This window comes from Pseudomonas sp. NFPP28, from assembly GCF_900115535.1.
In the GTDB taxonomy this organism is placed as follows: Bacteria; Pseudomonadota; Gammaproteobacteria; order Pseudomonadales; family Pseudomonadaceae; genus Aquipseudomonas; species Aquipseudomonas extremorientalis.
In genome coordinates, this window is sequence record NZ_FOWT01000003.1 from 436070 (window position 1) to 449484 (window position 13415).

The following is a 13415-nucleotide window of genomic DNA, read 5'->3' on the forward strand; positions in this document are numbered from 1 at the left end:
AATGTTTGACATGGTTGCCTGAAGCAACAATATTGTTGCCTAAGGCAACCATTCGAGCATTTCAGCATGTCCACCCCCTTGCTTGTCGAACGCGCCGGCATTGTGCGCGGCTTCAACCGCTTCTACACCCACCAGATCGGCGTGTTGCAGGAACACTTGCTGCAAAGCGACTACTCCCTGACTGAAATCCGCGTGATGTACGAGTTGTCTTCCCGGGGAGACCTCACCAGCGCCGACCTGTGCCAGATGCTCGGCCTCGACGCGGGTTACCTGAGCCGGCTGACCAGTGGCTTTGAAAAGCGCGGCCTGATCCAGAAAGTCCGCTGCGCCACCGACGCCCGCGCCGTGCAATTGCACCTCACCGACCACGGCCGCGCCGTGCTGGCGCCGCTGGAGCAGCAAACCCAGCGCGAAGTCATCGCCCTGCTCGAGAGCCTGCCCGAACCGCAACAGCAACAACTCACCGAAGCGATGAAGCGCATCCAGGCCCTGCTGCAAGGCACCGCGCCCAGCTATCTGCTGCGTGACCCGCAACCCGGCGACATGGGCCGCGTGGTGCAGCAGCAAACCGCGATCTATGCCCGTGAATACGGCTGGAATTGGGAATTCGAAGCGCTGGTGGCGGAGATCGTCGCCAAGTATCTGCGCGAATATGACCCCACGTGCGAGCGCTGCTGGATCGCGGAAAAGGACGGCGAGGTGGTGGGCTCGGTGTTCGTGATCCGCCATGACCAGACCACGGCCAAGCTGCGCATGCTCTACGTGGATGCAAGCGCACGGGGCATGGGTATTGGCCAGCGCCTGGTGGATGAGTGCGTACGTTTTGCCCGCCAGGTGGGCTACACACGCATGCTGCTGTGGACCGTGGATATTCTGACCGACGCGCGCAAGCTGTATCAGAAAGCCGGGTTCGAGCTGGTGGAGGAAGAGCCGATGGTCAGCTTCGGCAAAGCCCTGGTCAGCCAGACCTGGGCTCGCCCGCTGTGAAACAGCCCCGCGCCATGGCGGCGCGGGACGTGGAGCCTTACAGGTCAGTGATTTCCTTGTGGCGCGGCACCAACGTCTTCATCACGCTCCAGGCCACCAGGTAGGCCAGCGCACAGATCGCGAACATGATCATGTAGCCGGTATGGATGTCGTTGATGGACTTGTAGTAGTCGAACACCCAGCCGCCGATCTTGGTCATGACCACGCCGCCCAGGCCGCCGGCCATGCCACCGATACCGACCACCGAGGCCACGGTTTTCTGCGGGAACATGTCCGAGACGGTGGTGAAGATGTTGCACGACCACGCCTGGTGCGCCGAGGCGCCCACACCGATCAGCAGTACCGGCACCCAGAAGCTGATATAGCCCAACGGCTGGGCCAGCAACACCACCAGCGGGAACAATGCGATCACCAGCATGGCTTTCATGCGCCCGTCGTACGGTGCATCGCCGCGCGCCATGAAGTAGCTGGGGAACCAGCCGCCACCAATGCTGCCGACCATGGTCATGCTGTACAGCACCGCCAGCGGCATGACGATATCGGCGCCTTTCATGCCGTACTGCGCCGACAGGTAGGTGGGCAGCCAGAACAGGAAGAACCACCACACGCCATCGGTCATGAACTTGCCGAAGGCAAAGGCCCAGGTCTGGCGATAGGTGAGCAACTTGAACCACGAGACTTTTTTCTCCACGGCGCCGGCCGGTGACGGGGTGAACGGCTGCACGGTCTGGTCACTGCGGATATAGGCCAGTTCTGCGGCCGACAGGCGTTTTTGCTCCTCCGGCTTGCGGTAGAGCGCGATCCACACCGCGACCCACACGAAGCCGAGCCCGCCGATCACGATAAATGCCGCTTCCCAGCCCCACAGACCGGCAATCAATGGCACGCAGATCGGCGCCAGGATCGCGCCCACGTTGGCGCCGGAGTTGAAGATACCGGTGGCCAGCGAGCGTTCTTTCTTGGGGAAATATTCGGCGGTGGCCTTGATCGCAATCGGGAAGTTGCCCGCCTCGCCAATCGCCAGCACCGCACGGGACAACATGAAGCCGGCAATCGACACCGGGATCACCGCCAGGCCGATCGCGCCGCTGATGACCGCGATGCCCTCGCCCATCGGCACCGAGAAGGCATGCATGATCGCGCCCGTGGACCAGATGCCAATCGCCACCACATAGGCCGCCTTGGTGCCGATCTTGTCGACGAAGCGCCCGGCGAACAGCATGGAGATCGCGTAGACAAACTGGAACACCGCCGCGATGTTCGCGTAGTCGGTGTTGCTCCAGCCAAATTGCGTGGACAACTGCGGTGCCAACAGGCTGAGCACCTGGCGGTCGAGGTAGTTGACGGTAGTCGCGAAGAACAGCATCGCGCAGATGGTCCAGCGATAGTTGCCTACCGCTTGGCCAACGCGGTGAGCGTGGATGGGCTCGTTCAAGTTCATGGCATCACTTTTTATTTTTGTTAGGTAGGACATATGTAACGTCATATGTCGTCGTACAACTGCGACTTTTATATCGGGCCGCCTACCGGCTGTCAATCTGAAAGATTGCCGTTTATCGAGGTTCTACGTGGGTCTGTAAAAGGTCAGGCAAATACAGTTGTAGGATGACAAATACGCATGACCAGGCTGGGCGCTTTGCCCGGTACATCGTCGAGCACACCAAAAGGCTGCATACCGATCTTTTCCAGCACCCGGATCGAGGCCCCATGATCCGGTCGCACCAGCCCGAACACCTCGGGCAACCCCAGGCTGTCGAATGCCAGCGCCAACGCGTCGTGCCCCAACTCGGTGGCATAGCCCTGCCCCCAGGCCTGCACCGCAAAACGGTAACCCAGGTTGATGCGCCGCTCGGTCAGGTAGTTGAGGGGCGCGATACCGCCGAAGCCGATGATGTGGTCCGGCGCCTCGCGCCGTGCAATCGCCCACCAGCCGTACCCTAGGGTCGCCCACTGTTCAAGCCAGTGATCCAGCAGACGCTGCGCCGCCTCCAGGCTGGCCATGGGGCCCGATGGGTTGAACAGGTTGGTCTGCGGGTCGCCGAAGATCGCGAACAATCGCTGCAGGTCGCCCGGCTGCGGCTGGCGGTAGACAAGGCGGGAATGGGCGGCTGGCATTCGCATAACTCGTGTGTGGGCGGACAAAGTTCAATCCATCTGCAAAAAAACGCAAATAGTGGTGAATTATTTCATGTCCGCTTGTATCTGAAGTGACAGAGCGGTGCCATCGCAGTGATGGCGCCTCCCCTGTTCTGCTTTAGAGTGCCCCGCATGAAATTACGTAAGAAAAGCGTCAAGCCCATCGGATTGAAAGACATCACCATCGTCGACGACACCAAGGTGCGCAAGGCGATCACCGCCGCCGCCCTGGGTAACGCCATGGAATGGTTCGACTTTGGCGTCTACGGGTTTGTCGCCTATGTGCTCGGCAAGGTGTTCTTCCCCGATGCCTCGCCCAGCGTACAAATGATCGCAGCACTGGGTACCTTCTCCGTGCCGTTCCTGATCCGTCCCCTGGGTGGCCTGTTCTTCGGTGCACTGGGTGATAAATACGGGCGGCAAAAGGTCCTGGCCGCGACCATCGTGATCATGTCCCTGAGCACCTTCGCCATCGGCCTGATCCCCTCCTACGCCTCGATTGGCATCTGGGCGCCGATCCTGCTGTTGCTGTGCAAAATGGCCCAGGGTTTTTCGGTGGGTGGCGAATACACCGGTGCGTCGATCTTCGTCGCGGAGTATGCGCCGGACCGCAAGCGCGGCTTCCTCGGCAGCTGGCTGGACTTCGGTTCCATCGCCGGCTTCGTGCTGGGTGCCGGTGTGGTGGTGTTGATTTCCAGCATCCTGGGCGAAGCCGACTTCGAGTCGTGGGGCTGGCGCCTGCCGTTCTTCCTTGCCCTGCCCCTGGGCATCATCGGCCTGTACCTGCGTCACGCCCTGGAGGAAACCCCGGCGTTCCAGCAGCACATGGACAAAATGGAACAGGGCGACCGCGAAGGCTTGACCCACGGCCCCAAAGTCTCGTTCAAGGAGGTCGCGACCAAGCACTGGCGCAGCCTGCTGACCTGCATCGGCATCGTCGCGGCCACCAACGTGACGTACTACATGCTGCTCACCTACATGCCGAGCTACCTGTCCCATAACCTGCACTACAAAGAAAACAGCGGCGTGCTGATCATCATCGCGATCATGGTCGGCATGCTGTTCGTGCAGCCGTTCATCGGTTTTGTCAGCGACAAGATCGGCCGCAAGCCGTTCATCATCGCTGGCAGTATCGGTCTGCTGTTCCTGTCCATTCCGGCGTTTATGCTGATCACCAGCGGCAAGATCGGCCTGATTTTCGCCGGCCTGCTGATCCTCGCGGTGATCCTCAACTTCTTCATCGGCGTAATGGCCTCCACACTCCCCGCGATGTTCCCCACTCACTTGCGCTACAGTGCATTGGCCAGTGCGTTCAATGTCTCGGTATTGATCGCAGGCGTCACGCCGACCGCCGTGGCCTGGCTGGTGGAAAGCACCGACAACCTGTACATGCCCGCCTACTACCTGATGGTGTTTGCCGTGGTCGGCCTGGTCACCGGCCTGACCATGAAGGAAACCGCCAACAAGCCGCTGCGTGGCGCAGCGCCGGCGGCGTCGGACATGGAAGAAGCCAAGGAGTTGTTGCAGGAACATCACGACAACATCGAGCAAAAGATCGAAGATATCGACGCGCAGATTGCCGAATTGGAAGCCAAGCGCCAAACCCTGGTGCAGCAACATCCGCGTATCAACTGAAGCCTGACCCTGCATGGCGGCCCCACCCGCCGCCATGTTTCTGGAGAGTTCAACCATGGTTCCAAGCGTCACCGCACCACAGTCGTTGCTCAGCGCAGATGAACGCGCCGCCATTGCCGAAATAGAAGCCACCACCAGCATCCTGCAACTGGTTACCCGCCTGACCGGCATGCGCTTCGCCGGCATCGCCAAATTCACCGACCTGGAATGGGTGGTCTGCTCCGTGCATGACACCGTCGACATGGGCATTCATGTCGATGACGTGCTTGAGCTGGAAACAACATTGTGCAGCGAGTTCTGTATCAACCCACAGACCCTGTTCATCCCGCAGATCAGCCAGAGCGGCCGCTTCGCCGCACGTCCGGTGGTCAAGCAATACGCCATCGAGAGCTATGCCGGTGCACCGATCTTCCTGCCCGACGGCCGTCTGTTCGGTGCGCTGTGTGCACTGGATTCGCGGGCAATGCTGTTCGAAGACCCCAACCTGCCGGAAACCCTCAGCCTGTTTGCTCGGCTGATCGGCTGCATTTTTTTCGCCAACCTGACGACCAGCGATACCTGAGCGTTCAGTTTTCCAGCAGCGCCGCCGATAACCAGGGATACCCCTGACTTGCAGCGCTGCCCTGCGGGAAACAATGCCGAACACTCTCGTCCCGATCACCCGAACGCTCTCCAACCGCACCAGCCTGTCGCTGACACGGACCTCACTGTTCAATTTCACGGCCCTGTTGGTCCTGGTATTTGCAGCAGCAGCCTACTCGCTGATCTACCTGGCCCATGACCTGGACCACGCCGAGCAAGAGGAAAACGCGTTTTACACGCGTAAAGCCGTGCAGTCCCTGGAAAAATCCCTGCGGGTGACCGTCAAGGACTACGCCTTCTGGAGCGATGCCTACAAGCACTTGCACCTCAAGGTGGATACCGATTGGGCCTACGGTCGCGGCAACGTCGGCGCCACACTATTCCAGGATTTCGGCTTCCAGGGGCTGTTTGTGGTCAACGACGCCAACAGCACGGTGTACGCCGTAATCGAAGGCGAGCTGCAACCCATTGACCTCAGCGACTGGCTCGCCCAGCCCATCACGCAGGTCCTCGAGCAGGCTCGTGCCGGAGCCGAACAGGAAACGCCGGTCACCGCCTTCATCAACGTGCGCGGCAGCCCGGCACTCGTGGCCGCAGCCGCCATCACGCCCGGCACCGACCCCACGGTGAAGGTGGATGGGCGCCCCGCGTCGGTACTGGTGTTTGTCGACATTCTCGACAGCGCCCACCTGGCCCTGATCGGCAATGATTTCGGGGTGAATCAACTGCATATCGCCAGCGCCGATGAGGTCGGCAATACCTTGCTGGTCCCCCTGGGCGAAAACGGTGCAGCCGGCAGCCTGCATTGGCAGCCGGCGCGCCCAGGCGTGCGGTTGATGGGTGTTGGCTTGCCGCTGCTGGGCCTGGCCGCATTGCTGGTATGCCTGATGACCTGGGTGATCCTGCGCCGCGCCAGTGCCGCTGCCCTGGCCCTGGATGCCAGCCATGCGTCGCTGCTAGACAGCCAGAATGCCCTGACTACCAGTGAAGCGCGCTTTCGCGATGTGGTGGAAGCCAGCTCCGATTGGGTCTGGGAAATCGACGCCGGCTGGCGTTTCACGTACTTGTCGGAGCGCTTCGAGAACGTAACCGGCCTGGCCCGTCATACCTGGATCGGCGCCGCCATCAACGAGCTCCTGGACACGGAAGCCGGCGCGCTTTCGCAATGGCTGAACACCCCCAGCCGTACCGCGGACCTCAGCGTGCAATGCCGCTACGTCGACGCCCACGGCCAGGAACGCACCACACGGCTCGCGGCAAGGCAAATGCCCTGTGGCGGTTTCCGCGGAACCGCCACCGACGTGACCGAGGAAGTCGAAGCACGGCGGCGCATTGAATTCCTGTCTCAGCACGACGCACTCACCGGGCTGGCGAACCGAACGCGCCTGCAAGCGTTCCTCGACGACAAGCTCAAGGCACTGCCGGCGTCGGGGCAGCCTTTGGTCATGCTCAGCCTGGACCTGGACCGCTTCAAACCGGTCAACGACCTGCTCGGGCACGCCGCGGGCGACCACGTGCTCAACGAAGTGTCGACCCGCCTGGCCGATTGCGTGCGCCACGGCGACCTGGTAGCCCGGGTGGGTGGCGATGAGTTTGTGATGATCCTCACGAATGCGGGGACCCAGGACGATGTCGAGTCCTTGTGCCTGCGCTTGATCGAGTCCGTTGAACAGGCGGTCAGGATCGGTGAGCAGGAAGTGTTCGTCAGCGCGAGTATCGGCATCGTGCTGGCCCCCGACGATGCCAGCGAAGCCGCCGAACTGCTGCGTTATGCCGATATCGCGCTATACGAAGCCAAGGCTGCTGGCCGTAACACCTGGCGGTTTTACTCAGGGGAGATGAATGCACGGATCATCGAGCGTCGCCGCCTGGAAAGCGACCTGCGTTTTGCAATCAAGCACAACGAACTGCGCCTGCACTTCCAACCACGCTATCGCATTGCCGATGGGCGGATGGTCGGCGCCGAAGCGCTGGTGCGCTGGCAGCACCCACAGCGCGGGCTGATTCCACCCGACACCTTCATACCGATTGCCGAAGAGTCAGGGCTGATCCTGTCGCTGAGCGACTGGGTACTGCAAACCGCCTGCGCCTGCGCCGCCCAGTGGCCCGAAGCACTGTTTGTGTCGGTGAACCTGTCGTCCACGGAGTTCAAGCGTGGCGACCTGGTGGAACGCATTCGCAACGCCCTCAAGACGTCGGGGATCGATCCGGCGCGGGTTGAACTGGAAATCACCGAAAGCGTGATGCTCGAAGACGCCGCGGGCGCACTGGCGGTAATGCACACCCTCAAACGCCTGGGCATACGTATTGCCATGGATGACTTCGGCACCGGGTACTCCTCGTTGAGCTACCTGCGGGCCTTCCCCTTCGACGGGTTGAAGATCGACCGCAGCTTCCTCAGCCGCCTGGAAGACAGTGAGGATGACAAGGCGATCATCCAGGCCATCGTCGGCCTGGGGCGTGCCCTGGCATTGACGGTGACCGCCGAGGGTATCGAGACCTCCGGGCACCTGGAGATGCTCCGGGCGGTGTCCTGTGACGAAGGCCAGGGCTACTACCTCAGTCGGCCGCTGGATATCGACACGTTCAACGGGCTGCTCGGCGCTAGCGGAAAAAATGGCTCGGTGTCTTGCCAAACTGTTTCCTGAACATGCTGGTGAACGCACTCGGGCTGTCATAACCCAGCTCCATGGCGATATCGATCACCTTCTCGCCCACCGCAATGCGCTCCAGCGCCAGCAGCAAACGCGCCTGCTGGCGCCATTGGCCGAAGGTCATGCCGGTTTCCTTGCGAAACAGGCGCTGGATGGTTTTCTGGTCCAGGTGCAGGCGCTCGCTCCAGTCCGCCACGGTGGAGGCATCGCCCGGCTCTTCCTGCAGCGCCAGGCAGATGCGTTGCAGGCGCGGGTCGGCGGGCTGCGGCAAGGACAGCGGTAACGCCGGCAGGATCGCCAGTTCGTCGAGGATCAGGTGCATGATCCGCGCATCCCGCGAGTCTTCGGCGTACGGCGGCTTCAGGCTCACGGACGCCTTGATCAGCTCGCTCAGCAACGGCGAGATACTCACGGTTTTCGGCTCGCCGGGCATGTTCGGGAAGCGATCCGGGCGCACAAACACGCTGCGCATTTTCAGGGTGCCCACGCAACGCAGGGAATGCACGTGCCCGGCGGGCATCCAGATGCCACGGTTGGGCGGCACGGTCCACTGGTTCAGCGCCGAGTACACCACCATCACGCCTTCGATGGCGTAGAGCAGTTGATGCTTCTCGTGGCTGTGGTCGGGGATCACCCAGTTTTCGGGGTAATCGGTGGCGGAACTGATGACAGCCCAGGCGCCTTCGTTGATTTCCTGGAGAAATTCGTTCAGAGGTTTGATCATTTCGCCCTTTTTGCGACAGTTGCCGCCCCAATTGCGCGAGACAGGCATTACTGACAAATCTAGCATGAACGCCGAATCATTTTGTAATGGATGGCCACCTTAAGAAGTGGCCGCCTCTGATTAGCTGCCTTGTATGGAATGCCTGCATGTCGACCCTTACCGCGTCACCCGCCGCTGCAACCACTGCACCCCAGGCCAGCCCGTTGGTCATGCGCATCCTCGGTGCCTGCGCCCTGGCCCACTTGATCAATGACCTGATCCAGGCTGTGCTGCCATCGATCTACCCGATGCTCAAGGCCAACTACGGCCTGACATTTACCCAGGTCGGGCTGATCACTCTGACCTTCCAGTTGACCGCCTCCCTGCTGCAACCCTGGATCGGCTATCACACCGACCGCCACCCCAAACCCTGGCTGCTGCCGGCGGGCATGGTGTGCACCCTGGTCGGCATCCTGATGCTGGCGTTTGTCGGCAGCTTCCCGGCGATCCTGCTGGCGGCGGGCCTGGTGGGCGTGGGCTCGTCGACCTTTCACCCGGAAACCTCCCGCGTCGCGCGCCTGGCCTCCGGCGGGCGCTACGGCCTGGCGCAGTCGACCTTCCAGGTCGGCGGCAACACCGGCAGCGCCTTGGGCCCTCTGCTCGCAGCGGCGATCATCATCCCCTACGGCCAGGGCCATATCGCCTGGTTCGGGCTGTTTGCGGTGTTCGCCATCCTGGTGCTGTATGGCTTGAGCCGCTGGTACCGCCACCACCTCAACCTGTTCAAGCTCAAGCAAGGCGGCAAAGCCACCCATGGCCTGTCCAAAGGCCGCGTGACCTTTGCCCTGGTGGTGCTGGCCGTACTGGTGTTCTCCAAGTACTGGTACATGACCAGCCTGACCAGCTACTTCACCTTCTACCTGATCGAGAAATTCCAGCTGTCGGTCGCAAGCTCGCAGATGTATTTGTTCCTGTTCCTCGGCGCCGTGGCCGTCGGCACCTTCGCCGGCGGGCCGATCGGCGACAAGATCGGCCGCAAGAAAGTCATCTGGTTCTCGATCCTCGGCGCGGCACCGTTCACCCTGGCCCTGCCCTACGTCGACCTGTTCTGGACGGCGGTACTCAGCGTGGTGATCGGATTCATCATCGCGTCGGCCTTCTCGGCCATCGTGGTGTATGCCCAGGAACTGGTGCCCGGCAATGTGGGCATGATCGCCGGGATCTTCTTCGGCCTGATGTTCGGCTTCAGCGGGATTGGCGCGGCGCTGCTCGGCCTGCTGGCGGACACCCACGGCATCGAGTATGTCTACAAACTGTGCTCGTTCCTGCCGCTGGTGGGCATCCTGACCATCTTGCTGCCCTCGACCAAGGGCGCCTGACCTGCCGAACATCGCCTGGCCGTGTGCCATCACACGGAATGCTCTGAAAAACCTGCGTGTGCGCTTACAATCCCGGTTCTAAACGCACACCAGGCAGACCCGGCAAGACATGACGCTCGACCCTCCCACCATTTTGGCACTCACCGTTGCCCTGGCAGCCGCTGCCGCCCTGTACCTGGCCGTTGAATGGCGCAGTGTGCGCGAACCTTCGCTGCTGTGCTGGAGCGCCGGTTTCGCGACGATCACCGTCGGCTCCACCCTCGCCCTGCTGCGGCTCAATGGCTTGCTGATGATCGGCATCTGGTTCGCCAACGGCCTGCTGGTGACCGCGCACTTCCTGTTTTTACTGGGTGTGGCGCGGTTCACCCAAACGCGGCTGTCGCCCGTGTGGTTGCTGATGCTGCTGGTCTGGCTGGGCATGCTGATGTTGCCGGCCGATCCATCATGGTCCAAAGCCATGCTGGCGGTGCAGTCCCTGTTGGTGGCGCTGCCGACCCTGCGCGCCAGCTTCTTGCTGCGCCCCCACGGCAAGTCCCTGAGCATCGGCGCGGTGCAGTTGCGTTATGTGCTGCTGATCCATGGCGCGTTCTATGTGGCCAAGGCGCTCTCGGTGCTGATACCCGGCACCTTGATCGACCTCGCGGCCTTCAAGGGCGAGATCATCCAGATCTCCCTGGTGGAAGGCGCCATGGCGATCATGCTCATCGCACTGTCGATGACCGGCTCCGAACGCTATCGCCGCGAACAGCAGATCGCCCGCCTCGCCGCCCGCGACCCGCTCACCGCTCTCTACAACCGCCGCGCCCTCGACCTGCGCGCACCACGCCTGCTCGCCCAGGTATCCCCCGCACAACCGGGCGCCCTGCTGCTGATCGACATCGACAACTTCAAATCGGTCAACGACCTCCACGGCCACAGCGCCGGCGACCGCCTGCTGATCGCCCTCAGCGAGATGATCCGCAGCGTGGTGCCCCAAGGCGCACTGGCCGCCCGCCTGGGCGGGGATGAATTCGTGATCCTGCTGAACCCGGCGTCCACCGAACAGATTGTCGAACTGGGCAGCAGCCTGCGCGACCAGTTCCAGCAACTGGCCGCACAGCACTTCACCACGCCGGCGCCGGTGACGCTGAGCATTGGCGCGAACCTGTTCGACCAGCCGCCGCCGAGTTTGACGGCGCTGATCGAGCAAGGGGATACCACGCTGTATGAGTCCAAGCGCGGTGGGCGCGATAGCATTCGCCTCGTCGACCGCACGGGCGCCAGCCCCTTTGGCTAAAGGTCTTAACTGACCGCCACCCCACGCCCAGTCCTCACCGACTCCAACGCACACTCCGCCAAATGCAACGCATACAACCCATCCCGCACGCTGGTGGGTAATGCTGTGCCGTTGTTCAATGCGTCGATGAACTGCGCCAGCTCATTGCGATACGCATCCGCATAGCGCTCCAGGAAAAAGTGCTGCAACGGCTCCAGCGCCTCGGTGTGTTCGGCACTCCAGTGGCGCAGGGTGCTGGGGCGGTGGTTGTCGGTGAGCAGCACGCCGGTGGCGCCGGAGACTTCGACGCGCTGGTCGTAGCCGTACACCGCCTGGCGGCAGCAGTTGATGTGGCATTGCTTGCCGGAGGCGGTGCGCAGCAGCACCATCACGCTGTCGTAGTCGTCGATCTCGGCCAGAGCGGGGTCGACCAGGCGGCTGGCGATGGCGCTGACTTCCACCGGTTCTTCGCCGAGCAGGTGGCGGGCGGTGTCGAAGTCATGGATGGTCATGTCGCGCAGGATGCCACCGGAGTGGGCCAGGTAGTCACGCGGGGCCAGGCCGGGGTCGCGGCTGGTGATGATGACTTGGCGCACCGCGCCGATCTGACCGGCATCGAGGGCCGCGCGCAGGCGCAGCATGTCGGGGTCGAAGCGCCGGTTGAAGCCGAGCATCACCCGGCCACCCTGGCGCTCCACGGCTTGGGCGGCGCTACGAGCCTTGACGATATCGAGGTCGATGGGCTTTTCGCAGAGCACCGCCTTGCCTGCGGCAACCGCCGCCAGCAGCAGGTCGATATGGGTGTCGGTGGGCGTACCGATCACCACGGCGTCGATGTCATTACGGGTAAGCACCGCGGCGCAATCGTAGGCCGCCTCACACCCCAGTTGGGTACTCAATGCATCGACCCCTTCGCGCCAGGGGTCGGCCACCAGCACCAGCGTGGCATTGGGATGGGCGGCGACATTGGCGGCGTGGATCCTGGCGATGCGCCCGGCACCCAGGACGGCGATTCTCAGCATGGTCGAACTCCTGATGTTGTTATTGAGGGAGATTCAGTCCGGCAGGTTGAACGGCGTGACGATCTGCACCTGGGACGGTGCAATCGGCCCGGCCTTCCATAGCCGGTGGTAGTGCAGGATGTGCAGGAACACGTGGCGGGCATCGATCTGCAGGTTGTGATCGATGATCGCCGCGACCTTTTCTTCGCGCAGCAATTGGCGGTTTTCTTCGTCAAGGTCGTGACCGATAAACACCTCCAGTGGCCGATCCAGGGCCGCGAACGCGTCGACAATCGCGCGATTGCCGCCGCCGACGCTGTACACCGCCTTGAGCTCGGGATGCTGTTGCAGCGCCTGGGTCACCCGCTCGAAGGTGCGGTCGTACACCCCAAAGCCGCCGCTCACGTCCAGCACTCGCAGGTGCGCGGCACGCCCACGCAGCCAGGCACGAAAGCCCATCTCGCGCTCTTCTTCGCCACGGAACAGTTCGCTGCCAATCACCACCGCCACGTCCTGGGGCTGCGCCGGCAGCCAGCGCGACATCAGGTAGGCAGCGGTCTGGCCGGCGGTGCGGTTGTCCATGCCGACATAGCCGATGCGCTCGCTTTGCGGCAGGTCCGTAACCAGGGTCACCACCGGAATCCCGGCCGCGATCAGTTGTTTGACCGCCAGGTTCACCGCAGGCTCATCGGCGGCCTTGAGCACCACGCCCTGGCTGCCGGTATCCAGGCAGCGCAGCAGTTGATCGTGCATGGCCTGGGGCTCGATCTCTTCGAACAGGTGAAAGCGCGGAGCAATGCGGAACGGCGCCAGGCTGCCCAGTTGTGCGGTAATCGCCGTCTGCACCGCGCTACTGAAGCGCTTGGGCGTGTGCATGATCACGTCGACGTGGAACGTGCGCCCTACCGCCAGGCCGTTTTTTTCCTGGGACTCCAACTCCTCCAGCGCCTGCTCGATACGCCGCCGGGTCTGGGCATGCACGCTGCCACGCTGATGCAGGACGCGGTCGACCGTAGCTTTGCTGACGCCGGCCTGCATCGCCAGTTGCTTGATGGAGAAGTGTTTGGCGCGTTCGAGCATGGA

Annotated in this window: 11 protein-coding genes; 6 read left to right on the forward strand and 5 right to left on the reverse strand. The window is 62.5% G+C overall.

The window, feature by feature from the left end; translation table 11 throughout:
• The first annotated feature begins 66 nt into the window (after positions 1–66).
• On the forward strand, positions 67–987 hold the full coding sequence (locus BM110_RS10720) for a bifunctional helix-turn-helix transcriptional regulator/GNAT family N-acetyltransferase (RefSeq protein ID WP_071487889.1): 921 nt from the start codon (positions 67–69) through the stop codon (positions 985–987).
• A gap of 37 nt (positions 988–1024) precedes the next feature.
• On the opposite strand, the gene BM110_RS10725 is transcribed toward BM110_RS10720, so the two are convergent.
• Together BM110_RS10725 and BM110_RS10730 are read right to left on the reverse strand one after the other, a co-directional pair.
• Positions 1025–2428 (reverse strand): MFS transporter, encoded by a 1404-nt coding sequence (locus tag BM110_RS10725; protein WP_093121173.1) that lies wholly within the window; start codon positions 2426–2428, stop codon positions 1025–1027.
• Positions 2429–2571: 143 nt separating this feature from the next.
• Complete coding sequence (locus BM110_RS10730; protein ID WP_093513354.1) at positions 2572–3102, reverse strand: GNAT family N-acetyltransferase; 531 nt, start codon at positions 3100–3102, stop codon at positions 2572–2574.
• A gap of 153 nt (positions 3103–3255) precedes the next feature.
• On the opposite strand from BM110_RS10730, the gene proP reads away from it, so the two are divergent.
• The 3 genes from proP to BM110_RS10745 all read left to right on the forward strand — a co-directional run bounded on the left by proP (position 3256) and on the right by BM110_RS10745 (position 7988).
• Positions 3256–4758 carry a glycine betaine/L-proline transporter ProP gene (proP, locus tag BM110_RS10735; RefSeq protein WP_058424053.1) on the forward strand — a complete coding sequence of 501 codons (1503 nt, stop codon included), beginning with the start codon at positions 3256–3258 and terminating at the stop codon, positions 4756–4758.
• Positions 4759–4813: 55 nt separating this feature from the next.
• Positions 4814–5320 carry a GAF domain-containing protein gene (locus BM110_RS10740; protein WP_058424054.1) on the forward strand — a complete coding sequence of 169 codons (507 nt, stop codon included), beginning with the start codon at positions 4814–4816 and terminating at the stop codon, positions 5318–5320.
• A gap of 73 nt (positions 5321–5393) precedes the next feature.
• On the forward strand, positions 5394–7988 hold the full coding sequence (locus BM110_RS10745; RefSeq protein WP_093513355.1) for a bifunctional diguanylate cyclase/phosphodiesterase: 2595 nt from the start codon (positions 5394–5396) through the stop codon (positions 7986–7988).
• Here the strand turns inward: BM110_RS10745 and BM110_RS10750 are convergent.
• Positions 7945–8766: an AraC family transcriptional regulator gene (locus tag BM110_RS10750; protein ID WP_092244036.1), complete on the reverse strand. Its 822-nt coding sequence runs from the start codon at positions 8764–8766 to the stop codon at positions 7945–7947. The two genes, BM110_RS10745 and BM110_RS10750, sit on opposite strands and share 44 nt — an antisense overlap.
• 98 nt (positions 8767–8864) lie before the next feature.
• On the opposite strand from BM110_RS10750, the gene BM110_RS10755 reads away from it, so the two are divergent.
• On the forward strand, positions 8865–10076 hold the full coding sequence (locus BM110_RS10755) for an MFS transporter (RefSeq protein ID WP_092244039.1): 1212 nt from the start codon (positions 8865–8867) through the stop codon (positions 10074–10076).
• Between the two features lie 109 nt (positions 10077–10185).
• Positions 10186–11352: a GGDEF domain-containing protein gene (locus BM110_RS10760; protein WP_093513356.1), complete on the forward strand. Its 1167-nt coding sequence runs from the start codon at positions 10186–10188 to the stop codon at positions 11350–11352.
• Between the two features lie 5 nt (positions 11353–11357).
• Here the strand turns inward: BM110_RS10760 and iolG are convergent, their stop codons facing one another.
• Positions 11358–12353, reverse strand: coding sequence for an inositol 2-dehydrogenase (gene iolG / locus BM110_RS10765; protein WP_093513357.1), 996 nt, complete (start codon positions 12351–12353; stop codon positions 11358–11360).
• A gap of 33 nt (positions 12354–12386) precedes the next feature.
• Positions 12387–13412 (reverse strand): LacI family DNA-binding transcriptional regulator, encoded by a 1026-nt coding sequence (locus tag BM110_RS10770; RefSeq protein WP_093513358.1) that lies wholly within the window; start codon positions 13410–13412, stop codon positions 12387–12389.
• Between the last annotated feature and the right edge of the window lie 3 nt (positions 13413–13415).

Excerpts from the sequence above, each read along its gene's own strand:
- BM110_RS10720 (WP_071487889.1), top strand. The coding sequence starts at position 67 with ATGTCCACCCCCTTGCTTGTCGAACGCGCCGGCATTGTGCGCGGCTTC.
- BM110_RS10750 (WP_092244036.1), bottom strand. The coding sequence starts at position 8,766 with ATGCCTGTCTCGCGCAATTGGGGCGGCAACTGTCGCAAAAAGGGCGAA.
- BM110_RS10755 (WP_092244039.1), top strand. The coding sequence starts at position 8,865 with ATGTCGACCCTTACCGCGTCACCCGCCGCTGCAACCACTGCACCCCAG.
- BM110_RS10730 (WP_093513354.1), bottom strand. The coding sequence starts at position 3,102 with ATGCCAGCCGCCCATTCCCGCCTTGTCTACCGCCAGCCGCAGCCGGGC.
- BM110_RS10770 (WP_093513358.1), bottom strand. The coding sequence starts at position 13,412 with ATGCTCGAACGCGCCAAACACTTCTCCATCAAGCAACTGGCGATGCAG.
- BM110_RS10760 (WP_093513356.1), top strand. The coding sequence starts at position 10,186 with ATGACGCTCGACCCTCCCACCATTTTGGCACTCACCGTTGCCCTGGCA.
- iolG (WP_093513357.1), bottom strand. The coding sequence starts at position 12,353 with ATGCTGAGAATCGCCGTCCTGGGTGCCGGGCGCATCGCCAGGATCCAC.
- BM110_RS10745 (WP_093513355.1), top strand. The coding sequence starts at position 5,394 with ATGCCGAACACTCTCGTCCCGATCACCCGAACGCTCTCCAACCGCACC.
- proP (WP_058424053.1), top strand. The coding sequence starts at position 3,256 with ATGAAATTACGTAAGAAAAGCGTCAAGCCCATCGGATTGAAAGACATC.
- BM110_RS10725 (WP_093121173.1), bottom strand. The coding sequence starts at position 2,428 with ATGAACTTGAACGAGCCCATCCACGCTCACCGCGTTGGCCAAGCGGTA.
- BM110_RS10740 (WP_058424054.1), top strand. The coding sequence starts at position 4,814 with ATGGTTCCAAGCGTCACCGCACCACAGTCGTTGCTCAGCGCAGATGAA.